The organism is Streptococcus sp. 27098_8_12 (assembly GCF_041432115.1).
GTDB lineage: Bacteria > Bacillota > Bacilli > Lactobacillales > Streptococcaceae > Streptococcus > Streptococcus parasanguinis_V.
In genome coordinates, this window is sequence record NZ_JAPVZA010000005.1 from 66,999 (window position 1) to 93,109 (window position 26,111).

Annotated in this window: 22 protein-coding genes and 1 pseudogene; 3 read left to right on the top strand and 20 right to left on the bottom strand. The window is 42.9% G+C overall.

Annotation, left to right across the window (positions count from 1 at the left end; all coding sequences use genetic code 11):
• Positions 1-16: 16 nt before the first annotated feature.
• Positions 17-712: a VIT family protein gene (locus O3629_RS03100; protein ID WP_195915405.1), complete on the top strand. Its 696-nt coding sequence runs from the start codon at positions 17-19 to the stop codon at positions 710-712.
• Between the two features lie 30 nt (positions 713-742).
• Here O3629_RS03100 and O3629_RS03105 read toward each other — a convergent pair whose 3' ends face one another.
• From O3629_RS03105 to O3629_RS03160, 12 genes and pseudogenes are all read right to left on the bottom strand, one after another.
• Positions 743-1,282 (bottom strand): NADPH-dependent FMN reductase, encoded by a 540-nt coding sequence (locus O3629_RS03105; RefSeq protein WP_371468992.1) that lies wholly within the window; start codon positions 1,280-1,282, stop codon positions 743-745.
• A gap of 315 nt (positions 1,283-1,597) precedes the next feature.
• The gene (locus O3629_RS03110) at positions 1,598-2,680 is read right to left on the bottom strand and encodes an Rpn family recombination-promoting nuclease/putative transposase (RefSeq protein ID WP_371608700.1); all 1,083 of its coding nucleotides are present in this window, start codon (positions 2,678-2,680) and stop codon (positions 1,598-1,600) included.
• 249 nt (positions 2,681-2,929) lie between these two features.
• Positions 2,930-3,853, bottom strand: a complete 924-nt coding sequence (locus O3629_RS03115; RefSeq protein ID WP_371605286.1) for an L-lactate dehydrogenase — start codon at positions 3,851-3,853, stop codon at positions 2,930-2,932.
• A 153-nt stretch (positions 3,854-4,006) separates the two neighbouring features.
• Positions 4,007-4,246: pseudogene (locus tag O3629_RS03120) on the bottom strand (hypothetical protein); the annotation flags it as partial.
• On the bottom strand, positions 4,246-5,193 hold the full coding sequence (locus O3629_RS03125; protein ID WP_371608701.1) for an Rpn family recombination-promoting nuclease/putative transposase: 948 nt from the start codon (positions 5,191-5,193) through the stop codon (positions 4,246-4,248). The gene O3629_RS03125 and the pseudogene O3629_RS03120, both read right to left, overlap by 1 nt.
• A 194-nt stretch (positions 5,194-5,387) precedes the next feature.
• Positions 5,388-8,432, bottom strand: coding sequence for a type I restriction endonuclease subunit R (locus O3629_RS03130; RefSeq protein ID WP_313790677.1), 3,045 nt, complete (start codon positions 8,430-8,432; stop codon positions 5,388-5,390).
• 54 nt (positions 8,433-8,486) lie between these two features.
• Positions 8,487-9,068: a restriction endonuclease subunit S gene (locus tag O3629_RS03135; RefSeq protein WP_313790676.1), complete on the bottom strand. Its 582-nt coding sequence runs from the start codon at positions 9,066-9,068 to the stop codon at positions 8,487-8,489.
• A gap of 31 nt (positions 9,069-9,099) precedes the next feature.
• Complete coding sequence (locus O3629_RS03140) at positions 9,100-10,284, bottom strand: restriction endonuclease subunit S (protein ID WP_371608702.1); 1,185 nt, start codon at positions 10,282-10,284, stop codon at positions 9,100-9,102.
• Complete coding sequence (locus O3629_RS03145) at positions 10,281-11,852, bottom strand: type I restriction-modification system subunit M (protein ID WP_313790674.1); 1,572 nt, start codon at positions 11,850-11,852, stop codon at positions 10,281-10,283. Before O3629_RS03145 ends, O3629_RS03140 begins: the two co-directional genes overlap by 4 nt.
• Positions 11,853-11,969: 117 nt before the next feature.
• A complete protein-coding gene (locus tag O3629_RS03150; protein ID WP_371608703.1) occupies positions 11,970-12,335 on the bottom strand; it encodes a TIGR02328 family protein in 366 nt (121 codons plus the stop codon).
• A complete protein-coding gene (locus O3629_RS03155) occupies positions 12,336-12,713 on the bottom strand; it encodes a YbgA family protein (protein ID WP_129269549.1) in 378 nt (125 codons plus the stop codon). It abuts the gene before it with no gap.
• Between the two features lie 259 nt (positions 12,714-12,972).
• Positions 12,973-13,230: a SemiSWEET family transporter gene (locus O3629_RS03160; RefSeq protein ID WP_003006102.1), complete on the bottom strand. Its 258-nt coding sequence runs from the start codon at positions 13,228-13,230 to the stop codon at positions 12,973-12,975.
• Positions 13,231-13,517: 287 nt separating this feature from the next.
• Between O3629_RS03160 and O3629_RS03165 the strand changes: the two genes are divergently transcribed.
• Positions 13,518-13,781, top strand: a complete 264-nt coding sequence (locus tag O3629_RS03165; RefSeq protein WP_003012241.1) for a SemiSWEET family transporter — start codon at positions 13,518-13,520, stop codon at positions 13,779-13,781.
• 367 nt (positions 13,782-14,148) lie between these two features.
• Here the strand turns inward: O3629_RS03165 and O3629_RS03170 are convergent, their stop codons facing one another.
• The 5 genes from O3629_RS03170 to O3629_RS03190 all read right to left on the bottom strand — a co-directional run bounded on the left by O3629_RS03170 (position 14,149) and on the right by O3629_RS03190 (position 18,797).
• Positions 14,149-16,134 (bottom strand): FtsX-like permease family protein, encoded by a 1,986-nt coding sequence (locus tag O3629_RS03170; protein ID WP_371608704.1) that lies wholly within the window; start codon positions 16,132-16,134, stop codon positions 14,149-14,151.
• Positions 16,135-16,893 (bottom strand): ABC transporter ATP-binding protein, encoded by a 759-nt coding sequence (locus O3629_RS03175; protein WP_004219620.1) that lies wholly within the window; start codon positions 16,891-16,893, stop codon positions 16,135-16,137.
• 15 nt (positions 16,894-16,908) lie between these two features.
• Positions 16,909-17,037 (bottom strand): hypothetical protein, encoded by a 129-nt coding sequence (locus O3629_RS03180; RefSeq protein WP_256263225.1) that lies wholly within the window; start codon positions 17,035-17,037, stop codon positions 16,909-16,911.
• A gap of 115 nt (positions 17,038-17,152) precedes the next feature.
• Positions 17,153-18,127 (bottom strand): sensor histidine kinase, encoded by a 975-nt coding sequence (locus O3629_RS03185; protein WP_371608705.1) that lies wholly within the window; start codon positions 18,125-18,127, stop codon positions 17,153-17,155.
• A complete protein-coding gene (locus tag O3629_RS03190) occupies positions 18,120-18,797 on the bottom strand; it encodes a response regulator transcription factor (RefSeq protein ID WP_049473138.1) in 678 nt (225 codons plus the stop codon). The genes O3629_RS03185 and O3629_RS03190 overlap by 8 nt, the downstream gene beginning before the upstream one ends.
• Positions 18,798-18,966: 169 nt before the next feature.
• On the opposite strand from O3629_RS03190, the gene O3629_RS03195 reads away from it, so the two are divergent.
• Complete coding sequence (locus tag O3629_RS03195; RefSeq protein WP_049473137.1) at positions 18,967-20,151, top strand: DUF2974 domain-containing protein; 1,185 nt, start codon at positions 18,967-18,969, stop codon at positions 20,149-20,151.
• Between the two features lie 227 nt (positions 20,152-20,378).
• Here O3629_RS03195 and O3629_RS03200 read toward each other — a convergent pair whose 3' ends face one another.
• The 3 genes from O3629_RS03200 to O3629_RS03210 all read right to left on the bottom strand — a co-directional run bounded on the left by O3629_RS03200 (position 20,379) and on the right by O3629_RS03210 (position 26,000).
• Positions 20,379-23,603 carry a pneumococcal-type histidine triad protein gene (locus O3629_RS03200; protein ID WP_049471820.1) on the bottom strand — a complete coding sequence of 1,075 codons (3,225 nt, stop codon included), beginning with the start codon at positions 23,601-23,603 and terminating at the stop codon, positions 20,379-20,381.
• A 7-nt stretch (positions 23,604-23,610) separates the two neighbouring features.
• Positions 23,611-24,543: a metal ABC transporter solute-binding protein, Zn/Mn family gene (locus O3629_RS03205; protein WP_371608706.1), complete on the bottom strand. Its 933-nt coding sequence runs from the start codon at positions 24,541-24,543 to the stop codon at positions 23,611-23,613.
• 194 nt (positions 24,544-24,737) lie between these two features.
• Positions 24,738-26,000, bottom strand: coding sequence for a DUF6287 domain-containing protein (locus O3629_RS03210; protein ID WP_371608707.1), 1,263 nt, complete (start codon positions 25,998-26,000; stop codon positions 24,738-24,740).
• Positions 26,001-26,111: the final 111 nt, after the last annotated feature.

Sequence of the window (26,111 nt, forward strand, 5' to 3'; positions counted from 1 at the left end):
ATAAAGGAGACATTGTATGACTGAAATGAAACATGGAGTAGATGAATCATTTAACGACCGCTTGAATATCTTGAGAGCCGCTGTTCTCGGGGCCAATGATGGGATTATTTCTATTGCTGGGGTGGTGATTGGGGTAGCCAGTGCCACACCAAACATCTGGATCATTTTCCTATCTGGCTTGTCGGCGATTCTGGCAGGTGCCTTTTCGATGGCGGGCGGTGAGTATGTCTCTGTTTCCACACAAAAAGACACGGAAGAAGCCGCTGTGAACCGCGAACAAGCCTTGTTGGATCGCGATCCCAAGTTAGCGAGAGAATCTCTCTACCACGCTTATCTTCAAAATGGAGAATGCGAAACTTCCGCAAAGATTTTGACAGAACGAGCCTTTCTGAAACATCCCCTCAAAGCCCTGGTCGAAGAGAAATATGGTATTGAATACGAGGAGTTTACAAATCCTTGGCATGCTGCTGCATCTAGCTTCCTTGCTTTTTCGGTTGGTTCCCTTCCTCCAATGCTCTCTATCATTCTCTTTCCAGCTGCCTATCGCATTCCGGTGACAGTCTTCGTTGTTGGACTATCCTTGATCTTCACTGGCTATACCAGTGCAAAACTGGGAAAAGCACCAACCAAGCCAGCCATGCTTCGCAACCTCATCATTGGACTTCTCACCATGGGTGTGACTTACTTCTTCGGACAACTCTTTAGTATCTAAAAAAGCTGAGAATTTTGTCTCAGCTTTTTCTTATGCTTCTAATAGATCTTGTGCTTGTTTTTTCAGTCCTTCCACTGCTTCGTCCGTCAAGATTAATTCACCTGTTCCCCAGGCTTCTGGGTTTACGGTTGTTCCAGTGAACTCTCCAACTACTTGAGTTCGAACGAATGGCAAAAGCGCTTGGTATGCCGCAAACATTGGTTCGTGTCCGGCATTGGCTACTGAAGAAACCGTTACGATCTTGTCTTGAAGGGCAGATGGACCACGAGTTTCTGACAGGTCAAGGGCACGGCTAAGCCAGTCGATCAGGTTTTTCACTACACCTGGAATAGCAAAGTTATAGACTGGCGAGAAGATCCAGATGGCATCCGCAGCAAGGACTGCATCATGCGCTGCTTGCACTGCTGGTAAGGTTGGCGTTTCCAAATCTTGGTTCATCATTGGGATGTCTTTGTAGTCCAAGTAAGTCACTGTTGCTTTTCCTTCAAGAAGGCTTTCTGCTTTCTTAGCCATTTGGTGGTTAAAAGATCCTTGACGAAGGGATCCGACAATAAATAAAATGTTTTTCATAGTTGCTTCCTCTTTCTGTTGTAAGATTATTTATTACAATAGCTATTATACAGGATCACAATGTAATGTCAAGGATTACAACTCGTATTTTTAAACTTCTATTCCAGTTCACTAGGTGAGGAGCAAGAGGAGTGAGAAAAAAAGGTTGGATAAAAGTTTCCAACCTTCAATAAATCATAACCGTATAAATCTGTAGAGGATCAAGATCCAAAAATAACGAACTCCTGACGATCTTTACAATCCATTTTAGAACTACTTTTTTCTCAGCAAGGTAATTCTCGAAGTTTCATTGTTCCCAAAATTCTGTTCACGCTACTACTCCTCGTCAGACGAATCCGTAGCCAACATTTTTTTGATGGATTCGCTGGATAAATCCGTCATTTCAGCAATCATCTCGATACTCATCCCCTTCAAAGATAGTTTTTGAATCAGAGACTGCTGACCAGCTTGAACTCCCAACTCCATGCCTTCTTGTCTGCCTTGTTCCAATCCCTGTTCAAGACCACGCTCGAGACCTTGTTCAAGACCACACTCGAGTCCCTGTTCGAGACCTTGTTCGAGTCCCTGTTCGAGACCTTGTTCAAGACCTTGTTCGATTCCCTGTTCAAGACCTTTTTTCAACCCTTTCTGAAAACCGGCTTCCAGTTGTTCTTTCCGAAAGGTATCCATGCTCATTTCCCAATTTTCTCTGATACGAATCCGTTCATCAATCATTTCTTTTTCCTCCCTTGTCCAATTTGATGGGATCAGGAGTGATTCTGCCTGCTCGATCACTTGATCTGGTTGATGACTGAATGGGCGATTGCCAAAAAATTCAAGCCATTGTCTCCAGTGAGCATTCAACTCCGTATCTCTACTTTCATTATACTTATCCAACTCTAAAAAGGCAACCTTTAACATATTGTGCGCTACTCCATCCTTTCGAGAGCTATAAAGAGGTGTCCCATCTACTGTATGGCGCATTTCATAGACATTGACAGGTGAATCTAAATGAGGAAAAATACTTCGCTCCAGGATAGCGATCCCATAGACCGGCTCCAGCTCCTGGTACATAGAATGGGTCGCCCCTTTCTTTCGCTTGCGTTGGACATTTTCTACCAGTTGATTGGCTAAATAATAGTGAAAACGATTCAAGAAATACTCTTGCTTCAAAACTTGAATCTCAATGATCACTTCAAGCCCACTATCTAGTCTTGCTCTCACATCAACGGATGTTTCAAAAGGAAGATCTCCTAAAAACCCCTGCTCATGGATCTGGTCTCCTTCTAAGATCTCAACGGACTCTACTGGCAGATCCAATACTTCGCGGATGAATTTGGCTGTCACATCCGGCAGACTAAAAATCTTTTTTGCCATTAAATCCAAGGTGGGCGATACATACTCGTGTCGTTTCTTCATAGCAACCTCCAATGATTTCGTGTAGGGAATCCCCTCACTTATACCATTCGAAAAAATTGCAGAAAAAGAGGCTGGGACAAAAGTCCTAGCCTCTCAATTATTTTTGGATTGTCGAGCAAGACGCAGTGGTTGAGTGGGCTCTACTACGCTGATTTCATCAGCTTTTACAGCCCTACTCAACTGTGCGGAGGTGGGACGACGAAATCGAATTCTAACGAATTACCGATTTCTGTCCCACTCTCTTTGCTTTTATGCATGCTCCAATCCTTTTCGTGTATTTTCTTTGATAGTTTCGGCTGAATGGAGCAATTTTTCTTTTTCTTCTTCTGTCAAATGCAAATCCAATCGTTCAAGAATTCCTTTTCGACCCACGATCGCTGGGTAGCCAAGATAAGTTCCATATTCTGGACGATAGTTAGACACTGGCATTTCCTCGTGGCTATCATTGATCACAGCTTCTGCTAAGCGTTGGGCTGCTGCAGCAATTCCAAAATTGGTATAGAATTTGCCAAAAAAGACAGTATGACCACCACGCAAGGACTCGTAGTTGATGGTGTCCAGCTCTTCTTGAGAGAAGAGATCGGTAATAGCGTGTCCTTTGACACGGACCTGACTCCAAGCAACAAATTGAGAATTTCCATGCTCACCAAGGTTATAGCCTGATACACTAGCAGGAGAAACCTGCAAACGATCGGCGACTGCGCGCTTCATCCGAGCTGTATCCAGCAAGGTTCCTGTCCCAATCACCTGCTCTTTTGGAAGGCCGGTATATTGTTGATAGAGTTGAGTGACTGCATCGACCGGATTGGTCACTACCAATAAGACCCCACTAAAGCCAGAAGCCTTCAAATCACGCGCTACTTGCACCACTTGCTTGCTAGTAAAAGGAAGCTCTGCAAAACGGTCATCAGTGTTATTAGCCTGCAACTCGATATTTCCAAGAGTCGACACCACGACATCCGCATCTTTTAAAGCCGCGTAGTCATTGACCGTGATATGAACCGGATACCCCGTATTGGCAACTGTATCACAGAAATCCAAGGCATCTGCCTTGACCTTTTTCTCATTGGTATCAATCAAGACCAAGTGATCACAGGTGTGTTTCAAAATCATGCTGTGGGCCAAGGTCGCACCCACATGCCCCAAACCAATAATACCAATTTTTCTTGTCATCAGAATCCTCTTTTCTAGTATCGATCACACTGTTGGTGAGGATAGCTCTTTGTTGACTCTATTCTACCACAATTCTAGAAAGGCGGATTGAAAAAATGGGAAAATTTTCAATTTTTTTCAAAAAAGAAAAGAGGCGATGCCTCCGTTAACGACTCAGGAAAGAAGAGTCTCAATTTCTTCAATGGACAAACCCGTCATCTCCGAGATAAGTTCAGCCGTCATCCCTCGTGAAATCATCTCACATACCAACTGTTTACGTCCTTGTTCCAGACCTTGTACTAAGCCTTCTTCGCGCGCTTCGTCTATCGCTGTTTCCAGGGTCATATCATAATTTTCTTGAATTCGAATTCGCTCGTCTATCATGGTCTTCTCCTCCTTGGTCCAGCTAGATCTTACACTAACATAGAATTGATCTCTTTAAGCGATAAGCCCGTCATATCTGAGATAAGCTCAGGTGTCATTCCTCGTGAGACCATTTTGCGGATTAACTGCAGACGTTCTTCATTACGACCTTGTTCCAGGCCTTGTTCCAAGCCTTTTTCTAAACCTTGTTCCAGACCACGTTCCAATCCTTGCTCCAAACCTTCTTCACGCGCTTCATCAATCGCCGTCTCCATAGTCATATCATAATTTTCTTGAATCCGAATTCGCTCGTCTATCATGGTCTTCTCCTCCTTGGTCCAGCTAGATGAATCTAATAATGAATCTGCGTGAGCCACAGCCTGACTGGGAGCTTTTGTAAACGGAAGATTCCCAAAAAACTCCAACCACTGTCTACCTGCATCTGTCAGGTTCTCATCTTTATTATACTTGTCTAGCTCTAAAAAGGCAACCTGCAGAAGATTTTGGTGCTTGCCATTTTTATAATAGGCCTTGAGTTGCTTCCCGGACCGGCTATTGGTCAGCCAGTATTTGTTGATGGCGGCCTCTTCGTCTAGTAAGAGCGACTTCTCCAAAATGGCAATCCCATAGACGGGCTCCATCTGCTCGTACATCTTATGTGTCTGTCCTTGCTGGCGCAGTTTTTGCACATTCTCCACCAGCTGATTGGCCAAATAGTAATGGAACCGATTCAAGAAATACTGCTGCTTGCGAATCTGGATCTCGATGATCACCTCGGTCCCGTCATGGAGCTTGGCCCTCACATCCACCGCAGTGGAGAACAAATCATCCTCCTCATAGGCCATGCTGTGGGGTTGGTTTCCCTCCACAATCTGAGCATCTGCCACATCTAGCTCTAAAATGTCCCGAATAAATGCTGCCGTCACCTCCGGCAAACTAAAAATCTTCTTGACCATGATGTCCAAGGTCGGCGATACATGTGCATGTCTTTTCTGCATTCCTGCTCCTTTTCGATAAAAAATAGAGGGAAGGCCCCTCTACTTCTATCATTCGAAAAAAATTTGGGAATAGTTGAAATTTAACCTCTACTGTTTTTTCAATCCACTTATTAATAATATCCTTCATTATTAAACCCAAAATTTCTTAATAGTGAATTGATCTTTCTCTTAGGTAATTATTCTTAGTTTCATGATCAAATACCTGAGTATACTTCTACTAATGTTTGAATCTGATGTAGAACTTCTTGTTTCTTACGTTCACGAGCTCCATGTCTACGAGAAGTCGGTGGAATAATCGAATCCAAATCAGCTCCACTATTCTCAGCATAACCACGTTGAATAGAACGATCAATGAATAATTGATAATCTTTTACAAGATTTTCAGATTCTGCCAATTCACGAATAGCGACTGCTTTACGTTCTTTACCATAAGCATAGAATGCATTGATAATTTCATCATGGTCTTTCAGACTCGCTAAATCAGTATCATTGATAAAGCCAATCACCAACTCTTCCTTAGCACGAATATCAATACTTGAGCGGATGACACGGCTAACTTCAGCTTTCATTGCTTCTTTAGACTCAGAGTTCTTCGATTTTTCGACAATCAAAGCAAGTATATAGTCTAGATTAATCTCATCCGTTTTTAAGAGTTCAATCTCAAATTCAATATCTGAAAGGTCAACACCTAAATCTTTTGTTCTTTCATAGTTTTTAAGGTTTAAGAATTCATCTCGAATTTCCACGTAAGAACTTCTTAAATCTTGGAGATATCCTTCCGAGATAGGCTTATCGATTTCCTGAAACTCATCATAATTTCGGAGCACGTTATCAAGTTTCAGAAACTCACCAAATAACTTAACAAACTCTTTTTTATCATGTTCTGTTTCTATTTCTTGTGGATTAGGGAATCTTTCGAGAATTTCCTGACAGACTTCTGTATAACCTTTAACCTTGATACCCGTTATCTGATCCACGAAACCATCCATGTATTCGCTAAAACTTTTTTCTAAGATAATATCAAGTTTATTAGTATCCCCAAAGGTTTTAATAGCTTCTTGAGTAGCTTTTTCTAAATCACGGAAACATACGATATTTCCAAAAGGTTTAACCTTGTTAAAAATTCGATTGGTTCTAGAAAAAGCCTGAATCAAACCATGATAACGTAGGTTTTTATCGACAAAGAGAGTATTCATGGTCGGCGCATCAAAACCTGTCAAGAACATACCCACTACAATCAGCAAATCCACTTCCTTGGACTTAACTCGTTTAGAAAGGTCACGATAGTAATTTTGAAACTCTTTCCCATCAGTCGAAAAGTTGGTCTTGAACATTTGATTATAGTCATAGATTGCTTTAGAAAGAAACTCTTTAGATGAAAGAGGCATAGCTGTATCTTGAGGTTCTAGCTCTTCATCTTGAATTTCTCCATAAGCTGACTGTTCTTCGTTAGGCGCAAAGCTAAAGATAGTTGCGACCTTCAAACGCTTAGCTTCTGGTAATGCTGCTTGTTGTCGCTGAAGTTCTTCATAGTATAATTTCGCAGCTTCAATGCTTTGTACTGCCAGCATGGCATTAAATCCAGACAGTTGTTTTTGTTTATGAGTATAGTGTTGATTTCGGTGCGTCTTATCATTATAAACTCTCAACAGATACTCTGTGATGGTTGCAATCCGTTCTGGATGTAAAAGGAGTTCCTTCTCCATCTTTTTGAGTTTCTTTTCATCAAGCTCTCGGCCGACTGCCTTTTCCGCTTCTCTATACTTATTGATTTCAGGCTTGATATAGTTATAGTCAACCTTGAACTTCAGCACTTTTTTATCTCGAATAGCATCTGTGATAACGTAGTTATGAAGTTGCTCTCCAAAAACCTCTTGTGTTGTTTCTCCAGTCAAGCTATTTTCTGGAAAAATTGGGGTCCCTGTAAATCCAAATAAAGCATACTGCTTAAAGGCTTTTTTGATACGTTTTTGAGCCTTTCCAAACTGGGAACGGTGGCATTCATCAAAGATTAGAACACATTTTTTACTATAGATTTCATGGTTTGGATTTGCTGTTATAAATTTATTTAACTTTTGAATCGTTGTGACAACAATTCGATCATCATTTTCTTCAATACTACGTTGGAGTTCTTTTGTATTGTTGCTACCATTGACTGAATTCGGTTGGAATTTTTGATATTCCTTCATGGTTTGATAGTCTAGGTCTTTTCTATCAACCACAAAAATCACTTTGTCAATATAGTCCAACTCTGTTGCTAAACGAGCAGTCTTAAAACTAGTTAAAGTTTTCCCAGAACCAGTAGTGTGCCAGATATAGCCACAGGCATTGATCGTACCGAAATTCCTCATTTCATTTGTGGAATGAATCTTTCGTAAAATACTCTCTGTTGCAGCTATCTGATATGGGCGCATGATGAGTAATGTATTATCAGCATCAAAGACACAATACTTGGTTAAAACTTCTAAAAGAACTCGTTTGCTCAAAAAGGTAATGGTAAAGTCCTCCAGGTCGTGAATCGTTTTATTTTTTCGGTCTGCCCATTCACAGGTGAACTCATAATGATTTTTATTTTGAGCTGTCGTATTGGCAAAGTAGCGTGTATAAGTCCCATTAGAAATGACAAAAATTTGAATGTATTTGTATAAAGAATTTTCTCTATTGAAGCTTTCCTTGCTATATCTATGGATTTGCTCAAAAGCTTCTTTAAGACTAACCCCTCGTCTCTTTAATTCAATCTGAACTAAAGGAAGTCCATTTACCAAGATGGTGACATCATAACGGTTGGTATGACTACCCACTTGGGTCACCTGGTTGATGACTTGCATGCTGTTGTTGTGAATGTTTTTCTTATCAAGAATGAAAATATTTTTAATCCGTCCATCATCAAAGACAAAATCATAGATATAATTCTCTTGGATTTTTCGAGTTTTTTCAACTAATCCTTCATTGGGGCAGTCTAAATACTCTACTACAAATCGATTCCACTCAGCATTCGTAAACGTTACCTTATTAAGTTTTTCAATTTGCACCTTAGCATTTGCTAAGAGCTCTTCAGGTGTATGAATATTTAAGCGTTCATAGTTGAGATGATTTACCAAATCAGAAATCAACTGATTTTCTAAATCAGCCTCTGACTGATACTCCCTATCTGTACGATACTCTGGTTGATACTCAGCCAAGAGAATCCCTTCATTTGTTTCCGCAATTACTTCATGTATTTTTGAATAATCAACCATAGTATGTTCCTTTTTTATTTTAATTGAGATTCTTTCTCAAAATGATTAAAGACTTTATCTAGTAAAGTTTAATAATTGTTCTCGCCAGTATTCATACTGTTTCTGTCTTAGTTCGATTTCTTTTGGGAGGCCCTCAGAAAGAGAGTTAGTTAAAGTGTTGAAACGGTCAAGAATGGAGACAATTCTTTCTTGTTCTGTAATGGATGGAACTACAATTTGAAATTTTTCCATATCCTTCGAATTGATTCTAACAACTTTTGTCCCAGTCACTTTTCTTTCCTTTTGAGATTGAAACGAAATCGATCTTAGCCAATAATTCAAGTACCGTGAATTTTGACTTGTACGAATGATATAACTATCTCCAGAGATTCCAATCTCTTCTTTTCCTTCCCAAACAATTGCTTTCCCGACATCTTCAACATTCTCAGATGTAGTTGCCATTACCAAATCATTTGGTTGGGCTTTTTTTAACTTTTTAAACACCATTTCACTAGTTTTGGAGAAAGTGTAAACTACTGTAAAATCATATTTAGTGTAAATTTGTCCATAGTGGATAACAGATCTTCCAGCTTGGGTAAAATCTTTCTTCTGAAGACCATTTCCTCTTACAAATTCACAAATACTACCCAACTCCACTCGAATTGGTCCAAATACCCAATTTAAGAGCCTAATGATGTCTTGTCTGTACTGTACTGTCAGTGTACTCGCCTTCGGCGACGAATGTCAAGAGTTTTTCTCGGAAATATTCGTACTGTTTTTGACGCAGTTCAATCTCCTTAGGCAGTCCGATATTTAAGTCGTTACAAACCATATCAAAGTTGTCCAGAACTTGAACAATACGAGACTGGATTTCTAGAGAAGGTATTGGGATTTTTACATTTTTCAAACTATTCGCATTAAACTGGGGCTGACCTGCCTTTGAAACCAAATTATTAGCCTGTTTCCAGTACAATTCACTCTTTGAAAAGTGCCAATAGTATCTCGAATTCAATTTATCTGATGGAGTAATTTTTATTAAGAAAGAGGCATACGCGCTAGTTTCATCAGTATCAATAAATAGAGTTTTACCATATGTAGCACCCGTTCTAGCCATCAATAAGTCACCATGTTTTACTAGATAGTTTCTAGATTCTTCGGTTAAAGAAATATATTTTTTATCATTCGACTTGAGATAGCCATTTTCATCAATATCAGTAATTCGAATAAATCTAATATCTCCCGTCTCTTTTGCTTTATCAGTATATCCATAATTAAATTTAGCTACTTCCCCTAGCGTCTTCCACTCAACCTGATAAACTTCATCTTCAAATGATAAGAGTTTATCTCGATAAAAAGAATATTGCTTTTTACGTGAGGTCAATTCTGAGGTCAATTCTGTAACATACTCTGTCATTTTGTCAAGTATTTGCACGATTTTTTCCTGAATTTTTATAGGAGGGACGGGAATTAATAGTTTAGTTAATTTATCAGATTTTAACGCAGGTATACCGGCGCCGTGTTGAAAATCCATAAGATATTTTTGATTCATTTTTAAAAAATGATATACAAATCTATTTTTCACTTGAGTTTCATCGGGAAGTATATAATAGCAGTGAGCATTAGCCCAAAATTTAGTCTCTACAAAATTGACAAAACCTGCAGAAGCACCACCTTGACTTACAATAATTGTATTAGCTTCGACATTGTAATCATTAGTTCTTCCTGAATAAGTTTGTCCTCCATTATACGCAGGATATAATCCATCATCTATCAACAGATTCTTGTTTAGCTGCTTACCTTTATTAACAGAACAAACTACCCCCAACTCTTTCCACTCAACGGGGCAGTTTTGGATTTCTTCTAGGATGTTCATGATTTACCTCCTAGTTCCTCTACAATTTTATCTATCTCTGCACGCAAGTGGTCAATCTTAGCAACAGTCTCAGCGATTTCTTTATTAAGCACATCAATATCAATCTTCTCACGTGTATCTTCTTGCTCAACATAGGTTGAGACAGATAGGTTGTAATCCTGTTCTGAACCAATCACTTCATTATCAACAAGAGTTGCTTTATAGTCTACACTTTGATAATTAGTGAATAATTCAACGATATGGTCGATATTGTCATCCGTCAAGACATTGTTATTGGTCTCTTTTTTGAATTCCTTACTCGCATCGATAAAGAGTGTTTTATTTTCTAGTTTATTCTTCGCCAACACTAAAATCGTAGTCGCGATAGAGGTTCCAAAGAAGAGATTATCAGGTAGAGCAATCACTGCTTCAATAAAGTTATTATCTACTAGATACTGACGAATGGTCTTCTCAGCACCACCACGATAGAAAATACCTGGGAAACAAACAATGGCTGCTCGACCTCTGTTAGACAAATGGTTGAGACTATGCATGATAAAGGCAAAGTCAGCTTTTGACTTAGGAGCTAGCTTCCCTGCTGGCGCAAAACGGTCATCGTTTATGAGAGTTGGGTCTCCATCTCCCACCCATTTGACAGAGTAAGGAGGGTTTGAAACAATCGCATCAAACGGTTTTTCTTCCAAATGTTGAGGATTTAAAAGGGTGTCTCCTCGCTTGATATCGAAGTTATTGTAGTTGATATTGTGCAAGAACATATTCATACGAGCCAAGTTATAGTTAGTCATATTAATTTCTTGACCAAAGAAACCATCTTCTAGGATATGGTCTTCGTATTGTTTTTTCATTTGAAGCAAGAGCGAACCCGAACCACATGTTGGGTCATAGACCTTGTTAATCTTGTCCTTACCAACCATTACCAAACGAGCAAGTAATTTAGAAACTGTCTGTGGAGTGAAAAATTCACCACCACTTTTACCAGCATTACTCGCATAGTTTGAAATCAAGAACTCATAGGCATCCCCAAAGGCATCAATGTCATTTTCCTCAAAGTTGCCAAAGTTAATACTATTGATACCATTAATAATATCAGAAAGACGTTTATTTTTTTCTGGAACAGTTCCACCAAGTATGTTGCTTCGTGTGTCCAAGTTATCAAACAAGCCTTTGATATCATCTTCTGATTTGAACCCAATTGCTGATTTTTCAATATCTTGGAAAATATTGGCTAAATCTTCGTTTAAATTTTCATTTTGTGAAGCATTCTTGACGACATTTTCAAATAGTTGACTAGGAAAAATAAAGAATCCCTTATCCTCAACTGTCCCTGGTTTGAAATCTCGCTCAGCTTCTTGATCACTCAGGTTAGCATAACGAAATTCTAAATCTCCAGCCTCGTGCTCAGCATGATCAAAATAGTCAGCCATGTGCTCAGAAATAAAGCGATAGAATAGGATTCCTAGGATATACTGCTTAAAATCCCAACCGTCAACAGCCCCACGAACATCGTCCGCAATCGCCCAAATTTTACGGTGAAGTTCCTTGCGCTCTGCATTTTCTTTACTTGCCATTTTTACTTTCCTTAATTAATGTATTATCCTTTTTATTTTATCATATTTTAGATACTAAAAACCATTCGTAATAATTGATTACGAATGGTTTAGCTTACATTTTTACTTAATCAATGATTAATCTAAATGAATCCCTTTTTCTGCCAGGTTATCCAGGCATTCTTGGAGGTAAGTGTCCTGATGCTCGGGATAGATAGGGGTGCTCAAGGCTTCCTCTTCCAACTCTGTATAAGCAGGGCAGGTCTTGCCTCGGTAGGTAGGCTCCCACCACTCTGGGCTCACCTTGTAGCCACGAGCCGTCATCTCCTCCATAATCAGGCGGTGATAAGCATAGAGGCGATAGGGCGAGTAGTCAAAGACATAGTTGACCGTCGCGTGCTTCTTGCCCCAGCCATTGCCTCTCAGGGCGCAGCATTCCCGGTGTTGGCCCAGGAGCTGGGGACGAGGGAGTTTGGGAATCAAATCTTGGTGCCACAGTCTCATCTATTGACCTCCTAGTAGCGTCGAGTCTTGCAAGTAGCGATTTGGATAGCGCTCAAGGAGCGTTTGGATCCCCTTGATGAGATCCTCCTGGCTAGCTTGCCCATGCTGGTATTTCTCAAGTAGCAACATAAAGTCCGCCTTTTCCTCTGCAGTCGCCTGCTTTTTGAAATAGCCCCAGATATGCTGAAAGGCATTGGAGACCTGCCCACGATTTTCCGGCAGGGCTAGCGCTTGCTGGATCAGGTCCTCGACGTGGCTGACCTCTACCTGGTCTTGCTTGAGGTATTCCCGGATTTCCTTGTAGATATTACTGGAACGACTGAGCACCAAGTATTTATTTTTCGCCCATAGGACTTGACAGTGATGTTTTTGATCCACTCTTGTCTCCTTTTGATTCTCTCTATCAATAGTCCTCCCATTATACCATGGAAATGCTTCATTCCATCAAAAAGAGGCTGGGACAAAAGTCCTGGCCTCTCAATTGTTTTTGGATTGTCGAGCAAGACGCAGTGGTTGAGTGGGCTCTACTACGCTGATTGCATCAGCTTTTGCAGCCCTTCTCAACTGTGCGGAGGTGGGACGACGAAATCGAATTCTAACGAATTACCAATTTCTGTCCCACTCTCTCTTTCATTGATTACAAGGCTGTGATGGCTGTGATCAAACCAAAGATGATCCCTGGTGCATTGGCTGCAGCAAGTGGAATATCGCGTTCTTTTTTGAAGAGTCCGTAGTAAACCCAAAGGCTACAGTTGATGGCTGCGACAAGGGGTTGAACAAAGTTCCCTTTGTGACCTGCGAGGTTATCCATGATTTGTGGGAAGTAAGACACATACATCATAACAGACATAAAGGTCGCAACCCAACCAAGAATTTTCATTTGTTTTTCATTCATTTTGAAACTACCATTTCCTTTTCTTTTTTTAAAGTATGCACTATTCTACCTTTTGTCCTTTACAAATTCAAGTCTTTTTTTCAAATGTTACCGAACTGTAAAGTGTCACAATCTTGTGATTTTGCAGGAAGATGGATTTCTTTTCGAGAGAGTCTTCTCTCTAGTTGCCATTTTTTGACACATTGTCTAATTTTGTGCGAATGTAATCATTTTCATCTTGCATAGCATGCAAATTAATTGCATTTTCTTCCTACTTATGCTATTTTGATACACAGAGGTAAAATTTTATGAATAAACAAAAAATCAACCAAATCGTTGGCTCGATCGGTGCCTTTATTGGGATTATCGTTTTCATTGCCTACATCCCACAAATTATTGCTAATTTACAGGGAAATAAGGCCCAACCTTTCCAACCCTTGTCAGCTGCTATTTCTTGCTTGATCTGGGTCATTTATGGTTGGACAAAGGAACCTAAAAAAGACTGGATTTTGATCATTCCGAATTCGGCAGGTGTCATCCTAGGGGGATTGACTTTCCTTACATCACTTTAATAGAAAGTGAACAAAGACTGAACTCTACGGGTTCAGTCTTTTTTGTGTATCCCTTTGAAAAACAAAAACAATCGCAGTCGGTTTTCGTACAAAAAAGCCCGCTATGAGCAAGCTAAAAAAATTGACAATTCTTTTCTTTGAATAACCTATGCTGGATTATTGTGCAAAAATATCCAAATAATATCTGATTATTATTAGAGTATATTGAAACTTTCCGCTGTGAGAAAAGTGCCTGAAATAATTATGTTTCAGGCACTCGGAATTATTGAGACCTTAGGCTCAATAATTAGTCATGGAACTTCTTCGAAGTTCGCTGACGTCCGTACTCACCTAAGGAAAGTTTCTAATTTAATTTGAGTTTCTTTTCCTAAATCTGCACAATCTTACGATAACTCCGAGAGGTGATCCAAAAGACGATCAGATAGGTGATGAGAAAGACGGCACAGACACTGAGGGTCACGATGAGGACTTGGCCACTATTGATGACACCGAGCACTTTGAGAATGAGGCGGATCATATGGTAGGCAAAGGCCAGGTGGACAAAGGCAAAGATGAGGGGGAGGAAGAAGACAGTCCGCACTTGACGGTTGATGGTCCGTTTGACCTCATCTTCATCAAGCCCTACCTTTTGGAGGATGACGAAGCGGTCACGGTCTTCATAGCCTTCTGAGATTTGCTTGTAGTAGATAACGATGACGGTTCCGACCATAAAGATCAATGACAAGAAAATACCGATAAAGAAGATGCCGCCAAAGAGGCTATTCAACTCTGCCACATCATTGGCTCGGTTGCCTCCATAGATAAATGTTCCTTGGGCCTGTTGGCTACTCAATTCATCGATCATCTTGTCATAGCTGGCTGCTAGCTTGAGCTGCTGGTCTTCATCAACATTGACATTGAAGCCACCGTAGATATTGGTATTAATGGCAAGATTTGGAAACTGGGCGACAAATGCTGAAAGGTCTGGCACGATCAAGTAATTGAAATCCTCCGTCAGCATATTGAACTGATTTGGCACATGATCCGTGATAAAATCCTTGCTCACTTCTTCCTTGACTTGGAAGTCTTGCCCATTGATAGTGAACTGCTTTTGCCCCTTAAGAGCCTTGTTATGGGCAAAGAGGATGACTTGGTTGCCAGTCAGATCGACTTGTTCGCCTGTCATGTGTTCATAACTAGCTACATCAAAGACCATAAAGACGGTTTTGGGAGTGACGTTGCGCTCATCAGCTGGATAGACGGTGAAAGCCGTGCCATTTTGTGATTTAACTCCAAAGTTGGCATAGGTCATCAGGTCACGATTTTTGATCTCAAGATGATGCTCAGAGGCAAATTCATCAAATTTCTGGTTGATTTGCTCTAGGTCTACCCCTTTTCCTTGGACAGAGAAATCATGAGGAGACATGATCTTCTTGATCGTTTCACCACCGATATAGATGTTGGTCGCAGCAGAAATGGTTACCAATACCATGGTCGAGAGGATGGCAATGGTCGCAAGCCCCACTGCATTTTTCTTCATGCGATAGATGAGGTTAGAGACCGAGATCATGTTGTTGGGTTGGTAATAATAGTTCTTCTTTTTCTTAAGCAGATGCAAGAAGACGGTGATCCCCGCATTAAAGAGCAGGTAGGTCCCGATCATGACCAAGATAACGGCTAAAAAGAAGGTCACAAGCGCAATGATAGGGTCTTTGACAGACACAGCTAGGTAGTAGCCAAAACCAAGAGAGGCTAAGCCCAGGATGGTTTGGGGCCACAAGAAGCGGGCTTTCTTTTCACCACTAGCCTTCTCACGCGTCAACTGCAGGGCATTCAAACGGAGAATGCGCCAAGCATTGAGAAGAACCAAAAGGCCAAAGATGAGACCAAAGGTGACAAAGACCAGGACGACAATCCCAGGTTGGAAGGTAGATACCAGCTGGACCTTCATCTTCATGAGTTTCAAGAGGAAGGCAAAGATCAGCTTGTCAAAGAGAGCTCCGATCAAGACTCCGGCTGAGATGGTTAGAAAGCCAAAAAGCAAGAGTTCCTTGAAAATCATGCTGATGAGATGGCGTTTCTCAAGGCCCAGCATGCTGTAGATGCCCAGCTCCTTGGAGCGGTTTTTCATGACGAAGCTATTGGCATAAAGCACGATGATGGCCCCCGCGACATTGACCACGAAGAATCCCAAGCTGAGGGTGAACACTATAGAAGAGCCCCCTCGAAGCTCGGAAATGCGAGGATTAAAGGTCAGGGAGTCAAAGAGATAGGCGATGGTCACTGCGAGAATGACCGCAATCGCAAAGGGATAATAGAGCTTGCGGTTCTTGATCAGATTGGAGCAAGCTAATTTAGTGGTTAATCGAAACATCTACTCCACCTCACTTGCCATGACCGTTAGGGTATCCGAGATTTCTTGGAACATCTGACGCTCTGTCTTTTCCCCGCGGAAGATCTGGTTGTAAAGGATCCCATCCTTGATAAAGAGCACGCGCTTGGCCCTCGCTGCTGCGGCGGTTGAGTGGGTCACCATGAGGATGGTTTGTCCCATGCTGTTGATATCTTCAAAGACATCTAGCAAAGCAGCCGAAGACTTAGAATCCAGTGCCCCTGTTGGCTCATCAGCAAGGAGAATTTCAGGTGAGGTGATGATAGCCCGTGCTACAGCCACCCGTTGTTTTTGCCCACCAGAGATTTCGTAAGGGTATTTTTCAAGCAGTTGGTGGATGCCCAACTCCCGACTGACGCTATCGACCTTGCTCATCATTTCCTTGACCGGTCTGCGAGAGAGGACTAGTGGCAAGAGGATATTGTCCTTGACCGATAAAGTATCGAGCAGGTTAAAGTCTTGAAAGACAAATCCTAGTTTTTCCCGACGAAAGCTCGAAGCATCCTTGTTCTTGATAGTGGAGGTATCGGTGCCATTGAGGTAGACCCGCCCTTCGGTCGGCTGGTCCAGCATGGCCAGGATATTAAGGAGGGTCGATTTCCCGGATCCTGATTCCCCCATAATAGCCACGTACTCACCCTTTTCCACGGTGAAGTGAATATCCTTTAAGGCTTCAACCTGCGTTCCTTGAAAGCGGGTTTTGTAGATCTTTTTGATATGTTGAACATCTAGTAATGACATGCTTTTCTCCTTTTACTAGTAGATCAAGAAAAATTCTTGGGTTTGTTGCAGGACTTGGAGACCAAATTCCGTCTTTTCCAGATCGGTTTGGTTACAGGGTTTCTCAGTCTTTTTGAGTTGTTTCATCCATTTCAAGAGTTTCATTTTCTTGACCTCCTTCATTTGATGAGACTATTGTATAAAAAATAAAAGGCGGCTACCATAACCTAACCTTTCATTTTGACCTTTATTTCTTACATTTTTGTAAGATGGGGAAATCTTAATCCATGACCAACTTCTTCTCTTCAAAGCGAATGGCAACAGTCGTGCCTTGGCCGACCTCTGAATGGAGGGTGATCCTGTGGCCCAATTGCTCTGCGATTTTCTTAGACAGATAGAGCCCCAGCCCTGAAGATTGCTGGGTCAGGTGGCCATTATAGCCGGAGAAGCCCCGCTCAAAGACACGGAGGACATCGCTATTTTTGATCCCAATCCCGCTATCTTTTATATAGAGAGTCTGGTCTTTAAAATAGATTTCGATTCCACCTGTGCTGGTGTACTTGAGGCTATTGGACAAGAGCTGCTCGATGATGACCAGGAGCCACTTGCGATCGGTGATGACCTCCTGCTCCAAATCATGTAGGTCCACTGTCAAGTTCTTTTGGATAAAAAAGAGGGCATACTTGCGGACTACTTCTTTGACCAAATCTGCTACCGACACGCGCTTTAAGACCAGATCATCATGAAAACTCTCCAGTCGCAGGTACTGCAAAACCAAATTGGCATAGGAGTCAATCTTAAAGAGCTCCTGCTCCATCTGCTGCTTGACAATGGGCGTCTCGACATCTTGCACCAAGAGCTGGCTGGCCGCAATGGGCGTCTTAATCTGGTGAACCCAGAGGGTATAGTAATCCATCAGGTCATTGAACTTGGCCTGGGCTGTCTTCCCTTCCTCCAAGCGCGCCTGCTGTTCTTCCCTGTATTTTTCATAAAGAAGGTGTTCTAGTGGTGAGGCAACCTCAACTTCCTCATAAAGTGAGGCTTTGCGATAGTCCTGAAATGTCATGGCGAAATCCCAGATCAAGACACAGAGGGCAAAAAAGCCTAGCACTAGGGTCGCATAGAGGAAAACCGTCCCGGTCTCTGGAAATAGATAGGCAAAGACCAGATCGACCATCAAAAAGATGACCAATAGATAGAGTAGGCGCCTGCGGGATACCACATATTGCCAGAAGATCGTTCCAAATTTATTCATGGGTCAACCCGTAACCGATGCCTTTCTTGGTTTCGATGAAGTTTGACAAGCCAGCCTCCTCTAGTTTCTTGCGAAGGCGGGCCACATTGACAGACAAGGTATTGTCATCAATAAAGAAGTCGCTATTCCAGAGCTCCTTCATCATATCATCGCGCGCCACGATACTGCCCGCATGTTCAAATAGGACGCGCAGGATCTGAAATTCATTCTTGGTCAGCTTAATGACTTCTCCTTGGTACATCAAGTCTGTGGACTTGAGATTGAGGATGGCTCCCCGGTGTTCCAGCAAATTTTGATCTGTCCCAAATTCGTAAGAGCGGCGCAAGAGTCCTTGGACCTTGGCAAGGAGGACATTTTGATCAAACGGCTTGGTGACAAAGTCGTCTCCCCCCATATTGATGGCCATGACAATATCCATGGCTTGATCCCGTGAAGAAAGAAACATGATCGGAACCTTTGAAACCTTACGAATCTCCTGGCACCAGTGGTAACCATTGTAGAGAGGCAGGCCAATATCCATGAGGATCAAGTGGGGGTCACTTTCGACAAAGATCCCGAGGACATCCATAAAGTCCTCTACTGCGACCACTTCATAGCCCCATTGTTCCAATAATTGTTTGACTTGTTGGCGGATAATTTCATCGTCTTCTACTAAGAGAATTTTATGCATGGCTTTCTTTCCTTCTTTTTTTCTTCTTCCTATTATAACAGATTAAACAGCAGAGAAAAAGGCTGTTTCAGAGGGAAAGAAGAGCTGGCCTCTACTTTCTTGATAGGAGGCGCTTTTTCTACATCCATTTTTGTGCTATACTGAAAGAAATAAGACACGGGAGGCACAGATGTCGACGATTTTTGATTACCTAAAAGAAGTGACTTATGATTCCATATATGACCGTCCCTTCAAGGAGCTGGATGTTCTCGCTTTGACAGAGCTGACCTATCTGCCCTTTGGACACATTGTACCTCAAGGAGATACAACAGGAATCCCAGTGCGCCTGTCTGATGCGATGGAACTGATCGACCGGACAACCGATTTCATCGTGAGTAACCAGCACCTCCAATTAGTCGATGAATTAGCTACTTCAAAGCGCTTTAAGAACATCAAACTCCTTAACTATGTCGATGAGTACGATCCCGATGTACAAAAACAGTTTGCGGCCATGACCTATCGGCTTAGTCTGGATGCGTATTTGGTCGTTTTCAGAGGAACGGATGATACCTTGATCGGCTGGAAGGAAGACTTCCACATGACCTATATGGACCATGTTCCAGCTCAGAGGCGCGCAGCCAGCTACCTGCAACATGTCATGAAGGAATTTCCAAAAGGACGTTTCTTAGTAGCCGGTCACTCCAAAGGGGGCAACCTTGCGACCTATGCCTGCTCGTATCTACCTGATTCCTTATTTGAGCGGGTCGACGCGATCTACAGCTACGATGCTCCTGGCCTCAACAAGGCCATCATCGAAACCGAAGGCTACCAGCGCACGTCCCCAAACATTCGTCGATTTGTCCCTCAAGGATCCATCGTTGGCATGATGTTGGAAGTGCCAGAACCGACGACCATTGTCAAAAGTCGCGCCTTGGGTGGTTTTGCCCAGCACGACGCCTTCACTTGGGAAATTAAGGACTACAGCTTTGTGACCGTTTCTGAAACCAGCCCAGATAGCCAACAGACAGATCTCACCTTGAAACAATGGGTTCGTGAGACCTCGGCAGACGAGCGCAAGAAGTTCTTTGATACCTTTTTTGGCATTTTTCTAGATGCCGGCATCACTTCCATCAATGATCTAACCGATCTCAAGCAGCTAGCTAAAGCCAAGGAAATCCTCCAAAATGCCCAGGATTTGGATCCAACCGAGCGAGAAATGCTGGAACGTCTCGCTAAACAACTCATCGACACCAGGGTACAAGCTTGGAAAAAATGGCAGACGGTTCCCCGTATCCTGGTTCAAATGGCTGCATTTTTCAAGCGAAAAAAAGCAGTCGAGACTTCCTCACCACTGCTTCTTGAGCACAAGGAGTGAAGCTCAACTACTGACCTCTTCTATTCACTAGAACGCAAAATGAGGCTGGGACAAAAGTCCTAGCCTCTTAATTATCTTTGGATTGTCGAGCAATACGCAGTGGTTGAGTGGGCTCTACTACGCTGATTTCATCAGCTTTTACAGCCCTACTCAACTGTGCGGAGGTGGGAGGACGAAATCGAATTCTAACGAATTACCGATTTCTGTCCCACTCTCTTTTCTATTTTCTATTGGTTCTGAGGAGATGGAGCATCTGGCGTGCTTGCTTCTGTTACAGCTGCGCTTGCAGGCTCTGTTTCTGTCTCAGTTGTGGCAGGCTTGTTCCCTTCTGAAGCTGCTGCTTCTGTTGCTGCTGGAGTCTCTGTAGCGACAGGCGTTTCAGCTGTGGAAGCTGGTTTGCCCGCTTCGCTTGCAGATGGGGCTGCAGCTAATTCTGCCTGGAAGGCTTGGATGGCCTGTAGTAAGGCTGCTTTATCACTCTTTGGATTAGACAATTGGTCAAAGAGAGCTTCTAAGCGATCAAATACAGCATCACTAGCTCCCTTGTCCTGCAATTGTTGGTGCAAGGCCATCAATTGGTTATAGAGCTGTTGATAAAGCGCGACATCCCCAATTTGAGGTTCTTCGGTTTTCTTTTGTTTTTGCTTTTCAATGGTATCACTGATTTCGCGTAGAAGTGCTTCCCCACTTGAAATAGCCTTGTCTGGATCAGATTCTTTTCCAAGTTGAGCCAAGCCTGTTTCAAAAGCCGTTCGTTTACCTTGGTCTTCGACTTGTGGCAAGAGCGACTGGATTTGCTCTAAGAGGGCTGTCAAAATCTTGTTCTGTTGACGGGCTTCTGTTGCCTTATCCAACTCTCCATACAAGCCTTTGAGGAAATCATAAACCGCTACGTTGTAGGATGGAGTTTGACTTCCTTTTTGATCCAAAACTGTTTTTTCAATAGGATAGGTTTGGCCTTTATCTTGGGAGAAAAGCTGGTCAATAGCTTGCTTAGTTTGGTAGAGCTCCATAAAGTGAGACTTGGAATCCCAAGCTTCTTCAAAGGCTTGAGCTCGGTAGAGCTTCAAGGCTAGATCTGCTGCCTTAGTGCGGAGTTCTGGTGTCAAGCGCGCATCGCTCAAGCTTTGGTAGAAATACTTGAGGTAATCGACCGATGTCACACCCGTCCGATCTTGCATCTCCTGAACAGCTTCTAATAGCTTCCCTTCCTGCTCTAGACGCTTACTGTCCTTGGCAGCATAGGCTTCCTGCAGTTGAGAGACCAACTCTTCCTTCTTCAATTGGAAGGCTTCTGTGTCTAGCAAGCGCACTTGTTCCAGCAATTCTTGGTAACGACGGTCCAAGGCTGTCTCTTCTTTTGGCTTGACCGCTTGAGTCGCATGAATGTACTGCGCATCAACCTGTTTGAGACTGGCCAGATAGCCCTCTGTTGAGTTACTTGGGAAACTCTTGACATTTTCCAAGAAGTGGCCCAAGATGAGCTCAATCCGTCTTTGTTGCAATGGATCAGAAGCATAGAGAGTCCGGCTTTCTGCTAAGAGCTGGTTGACCTTTTCCTCTACTGCTTTTTTGTCCAAGTCTCCTTTTTTGTAAGGAGATTGGATTGTTGGAAGACGGTGGGCTAAGTAGTCTGCTAGTCCTGCTGAACGTACCTTGATGTAGTGGTTGTGATCGCCATGCGGGATAACAAACTGACCATTTTCAATCTGGAGGCTATAAGGAGAAATCCCTGAACGAAGCGCTGTTGCATAGAGTTCATTGATAAAGTCTAGTTCAGGATTGCCAGTTTCAAGTGGGATGCGGACATGTTCCTTCCGAACGGCATAAGGATGGATGTGGGTCGGATCATATTCTTGGTCTGGATTGTTAAAGACAAAGAAACCATTGGAAATCTTAATGGCCTCGCGAGGGACACCGTAGGTCTTACTGATGTACTGGATCTTTTCCTCATCTGAGGCATCACGAGAATAGGTCGCAACGTCATCTGTCAGGGGCTGACCCTTGTCCTCTTCCTTCTTACCAGCTAGAGTTGCCTCTGCTGCCGCAATCTCTTGAGGAGAGAGGTCCTTTTTATAGAAATAATGGGCATGGTTGCCATGAGCGACCATATAGCCTTCCTCGTCCTTGCTGATGACCTTGTCAGCGTGGAAGCCGTGATCGTGCTCCTCTTCGTGATCATGACTATTTCCATGCTCATGATCAGGATCAACTGGTCTTGTGCTTGGATTTGAAGGCAAGCTTGGACTTCCTTCTGTTGAACTACCAGTTCCTTGAGCACGAAGCAATTGGAATTGCCGCGCCAACTCACGCTCTAAAGGCGATAGAGAGCTGTATGGGATAAAGTGGAAATGATCCCCGTGAGGGTAGACAATTCCTTGATCGGTCCACTTGGTAATCTTACTTGGATCAAAGACAGAACCATCAGACTCCACATGACGAGAAGACAGAGGTGTTTTCTGCAATTCTTCGATCAAGTTGGTCAGGGTTGGACTCGGTTTAGAGGTAGCTGGTTTAGACGTCGTTGGGGTTGTCTGTGTATTGGTTGGACTGGATGACGGCTGGTTGCTCGCTTGCTTCCCAAGGCTTGGAGAGACTTGATCTGGAGTACCTTGCTCTGTGCTTGCTCCAGCTAGGCGTGAGTTCCCAGCCTGATGGCCGGCTTGACCACCTAAGACGGAGAGGGCTGCTGCTAACTCTCCAGCAGATAAGGCACTCTTTGGAATATAATGGAAATGGCCTCCATGGGGCACAATAAAGCCGTCCCCTGTATCTGAAATAACATCTCCAGGGCTAAAGACATAACCATCGTCCGTACGGTAGCCACCACCTGTATGGTTCTTAGCCGTCAACATCTCAAGAGTCTTACCTTCTTTCAGCGCTTGACTCGGTTGACGGAAGTCACGGGTCTTGCCTGCCTTGTGCGAGGAGCTAGCTTGCACCGATCCCGTCTCTCCTTCTTCTTTGGTGCCTCCCTTTTGTTGTTGGGCGATCTCTTCGATCGAGCGCACATTAACTGTATGTTGGGCATCCTTTAAGTAGAGATAGTATTTCCCAGCGCGTTTGATGATATAGCCATCCTTGACCTTGCTCACGATATCTGCTTCTTGCAGCTGATAAGTTGGATCCCGCAAAATCAACTCTTCACTAAAGATGGCATCAAATGGGACCTTGCCGCTGTAGTAATGAAAATGATCCCCATGAGAAGTGACAAAGCCTTCATCTGTAATCTTGATGACAATCTGCTCTGCCTGGGTCTTTTCCTTGGCATTGACCGCTTCGATGCTGTCTTCCTTTTTACTGGAGGCAGACGATGACGATTTCTTGTCCGCTTGCAAATACTGAATCTGATTCTTTTTCTCTTCCTTGACTTGTGGTTGCTGACTGAGCGCATAGGCACAGAGTCCTAGCCCCAAAGTCGCTACAATTCCAATCGTTCCCTTTTTCTTCATTCTTGATTTACTCCTCTAATTCCTTGGCTAAAGTCGCCATATTTTCTTCTAAATTTTCTAATAGATCCTTATCATTTTGTGGATCAGCTTCCAGTGGATCCAGAACCTTAACACGCGCCCCTGTTGCCTTGGCGATACTATCTGCCACCTTTGACGACGTGTGCTTTTCCACAAAGATCGTTTTCACCTTGTAGTCTTTGACAAACTGCTGGATCTCGGCCAATTGCCGAGCGGTCGGTTCTTGCTCTGGGGATATCCCTGCAATCCCTAACTGCTTGAGACCAAAGCGTTTGGCCAGATAAGAAAAGGCCGTATGCTGGGTCACAAAAGTCTTTTGCTTGGCCTTGTCAAAGAGAGGCTGGTAGTGGGCTACTAGGTCCTCACAGCGCTTTTCAAGCTTTTGAGCATTGGCCTGATAGAGCTCCTTGTTCTTTGGATCGATCTCTCCCAAACGCTGGGCGATAACCTTTCCTTCCTCTGCAATTTTTACAGGATCCAACCAAGTATGCGGATCATACAAGTGCTTGGATTCTTTTCCCTGACCAGCATCGACATCCTCTAATCCAGCCACCTTATCAAGGGTCATTCCTTGGCTGCCTTCGATCACTCGCAACTTGGAACCTTGAAGATTGGGATCTAAGCGACCGGCCCAAGATTCCAGGGTCTGAGAATGATAGACAAATACATCCGCATCATAGATCTGGGCCACTTCCTTGGTTGAGGGTTCATAATCATGGATCCCTGCACCTGACTGAACCATCCAGATATCATTTTGATCGCCAGAGATTTCCTTGACCAGGGCATAGATGGGATAAAAACTCGTGACAATTTTAAGACCTTTTTTAGAAGGGGGCTTTGCATTTCCTTGACTAGCACAAGCTGTCAGCAGAAAGAAACCGAGAAACAAAAGTCCCAGAACCTTCATTCTTCTCCTATTCATCCTTCACCTCTTTTTCACTTTCGTTAACTAATTTATTAATCAGTTAATTAACTAGTTAATAATACTGCGAATCATTTGCTTTGTCAAGCTTTTTTTACATTTTTTTCCTTTTAATGTTAGAGACTAGCATTCTGCAAATAGATAGCTGCCTTTTAGACAGTAAAAAAGTTTGAGACAAACCTGTCTCAAACTTTTTATTGACGGTAGAAATATTGATCAGCCGGATAGTTGCCTGCAGATTGAGTGACCACTAGACGTGGCTTGCTGGTATCAGACTGGTCTCCATCTGGATTTTGGAAACCGATTTTCAGAAGTCCAATTGCAGCACCAGTCTCACCCATCTTCATCTCAACATAAGGGATCTTGCTCTTCTTATCCGAGTCCGCAACAGCCTTGAGGCTACCTTGGCCCTTGACTTTTCCATCTGCTTGGATGACGATCTCAGCTCCCTTGCCATTGCGCCAGGTTCCAGCTAAGCTTGAGAAGTCTCCTCCGTTAATAGCCGCAATATCCAAGTCTTTCTCTTTTTTCGGTTGTGGGTAAGCTTTCCACCACTCTAGATGGTAATCACTGTAGGCCACGTCACCAAAGAGAATCCGACGTTCTTGGGAAGCTACTCCGTCAGGACCTGTCACACCCGCTGGGATCAAGTACAAGGTTTGCTCCTGCCCTTGGATCGCAGTCGCATTTGCCCCTGTGAAATAAACTTCATAATAGCCTTTTCGCTTCTTGGGCTCTTTTTCTTTATTGAACAAGTAACTTGCCCGAGTGCCTCCACTCCAGAAAGTCCAGCCAGTCTCCCCATTTACAATACTTGGAAAGGCATTGGTCTTGTTTTGGTAGTATTCTTCTGGAGTATAGCCATAAAGTTTAAAACCGGAATCTGCGATTTCCTTTTCATAGGTATCATTGGAATAAGCACCTTCAAACGGTGAGAGATTGCCATCAAGGACGACATCATTTGGATCTGTCGATTTGAAAAAATCCTCCCGATTTGCAAAGACCATCTCGTGGTCGGGATTTTTGTCAGACATGGTGACCGTGATCAAAGGCTTCTTATCTGTCTTGTATTTAAAGACACGAACAGTGACTGTAAAGTCTGTATTGCCATCGGACTTTTTCATCTTGCCTGTCGAAACTTTATTAGACCCTTCGACCTTCCAATCCGTGCTAAATTCAGCGGATACCTTGCCGTCAGCTGTTTGGTAATCGATCTTCCAGGCCTTGCCTTTTTTCTCGATTTTGGCTTCATCCCGTTCATTAGAGACATAGTCACCACTCAGGTCAATAGCTTTTTCCTTTGGCTTGGTGACCTTCTTGCTAGTCTGGTTAAATTCCTTTTGATGGTCTGGTTGGATGTTGGAACTAGAGTAGAGATAGACTCCACCGATCAGAACAACTGCTCCGACAAGCCCCAAAATCGGCCCCAGGTATTTTTTCTTCCACTTAAGATTCATTTTACTACCTCCATGGAATAAGATCTTTACACTAGTATACCCTAAATCGAAAGTATAGTAAAATTCCCCTCTATGTAGTGGTTTCCCCGGCTTAAACCGACTAGTTTGAGC

Bases quoted from the DNA above. Each gene is read 5' to 3' on its own strand.
- O3629_RS03100 (WP_195915405.1), top strand. From the start codon at position 17: ATGACTGAAATGAAACATGGAGTAGATGAATCATTTAACGACCGCTTG.
- O3629_RS03105 (WP_371468992.1), bottom strand. From the start codon at position 1,282: ATGAAAAACATTTTATTTATTGTCGGATCCCTTCGTCAAGGATCTTTT.
- O3629_RS03110 (WP_371608700.1), bottom strand. From the start codon at position 2,680: ATGAAGAAACGACACGAGTATGTATCGCCCACCTTGGATTTAATGGCA.
- O3629_RS03115 (WP_371605286.1), bottom strand. From the start codon at position 3,853: ATGACAAGAAAAATTGGTATTATTGGTTTGGGGCATGTGGGTGCGACC.
- O3629_RS03125 (WP_371608701.1), bottom strand. From the start codon at position 5,193: ATGCAGAAAAGACATGCACATGTATCGCCGACCTTGGACATCATGGTC.
- O3629_RS03130 (WP_313790677.1), bottom strand. From the start codon at position 8,432: ATGGTTGATTATTCAAAAATACATGAAGTAATTGCGGAAACAAATGAA.
- O3629_RS03140 (WP_371608702.1), bottom strand. From the start codon at position 10,284: ATGAACATCCTAGAAGAAATCCAAAACTGCCCCGTTGAGTGGAAAGAG.
- O3629_RS03145 (WP_313790674.1), bottom strand. From the start codon at position 11,852: ATGGCAAGTAAAGAAAATGCAGAGCGCAAGGAACTTCACCGTAAAATT.
- O3629_RS03150 (WP_371608703.1), bottom strand. From the start codon at position 12,335: ATGAGACTGTGGCACCAAGATTTGATTCCCAAACTCCCTCGTCCCCAG.
- O3629_RS03160 (WP_003006102.1), bottom strand. From the start codon at position 13,230: ATGAATGAAAAACAAATGAAAATTCTTGGTTGGGTTGCGACCTTTATG.
- O3629_RS03165 (WP_003012241.1), top strand. From the start codon at position 13,518: ATGAATAAACAAAAAATCAACCAAATCGTTGGCTCGATCGGTGCCTTT.
- O3629_RS03170 (WP_371608704.1), bottom strand. From the start codon at position 16,134: ATGTTTCGATTAACCACTAAATTAGCTTGCTCCAATCTGATCAAGAAC.
- O3629_RS03175 (WP_004219620.1), bottom strand. From the start codon at position 16,893: ATGTCATTACTAGATGTTCAACATATCAAAAAGATCTACAAAACCCGC.
- O3629_RS03180 (WP_256263225.1), bottom strand. From the start codon at position 17,037: ATGAAACTCTTGAAATGGATGAAACAACTCAAAAAGACTGAGAAACCC.
- O3629_RS03185 (WP_371608705.1), bottom strand. From the start codon at position 18,127: ATGAATAAATTTGGAACGATCTTCTGGCAATATGTGGTATCCCGCAGG.
- O3629_RS03190 (WP_049473138.1), bottom strand. From the start codon at position 18,797: ATGCATAAAATTCTCTTAGTAGAAGACGATGAAATTATCCGCCAACAA.
- O3629_RS03195 (WP_049473137.1), top strand. From the start codon at position 18,967: ATGTCGACGATTTTTGATTACCTAAAAGAAGTGACTTATGATTCCATA.
- O3629_RS03200 (WP_049471820.1), bottom strand. From the start codon at position 23,603: ATGAAGAAAAAGGGAACGATTGGAATTGTAGCGACTTTGGGGCTAGGA.
- O3629_RS03205 (WP_371608706.1), bottom strand. From the start codon at position 24,543: ATGAATAGGAGAAGAATGAAGGTTCTGGGACTTTTGTTTCTCGGTTTC.
- O3629_RS03210 (WP_371608707.1), bottom strand. From the start codon at position 26,000: ATGAATCTTAAGTGGAAGAAAAAATACCTGGGGCCGATTTTGGGGCTT.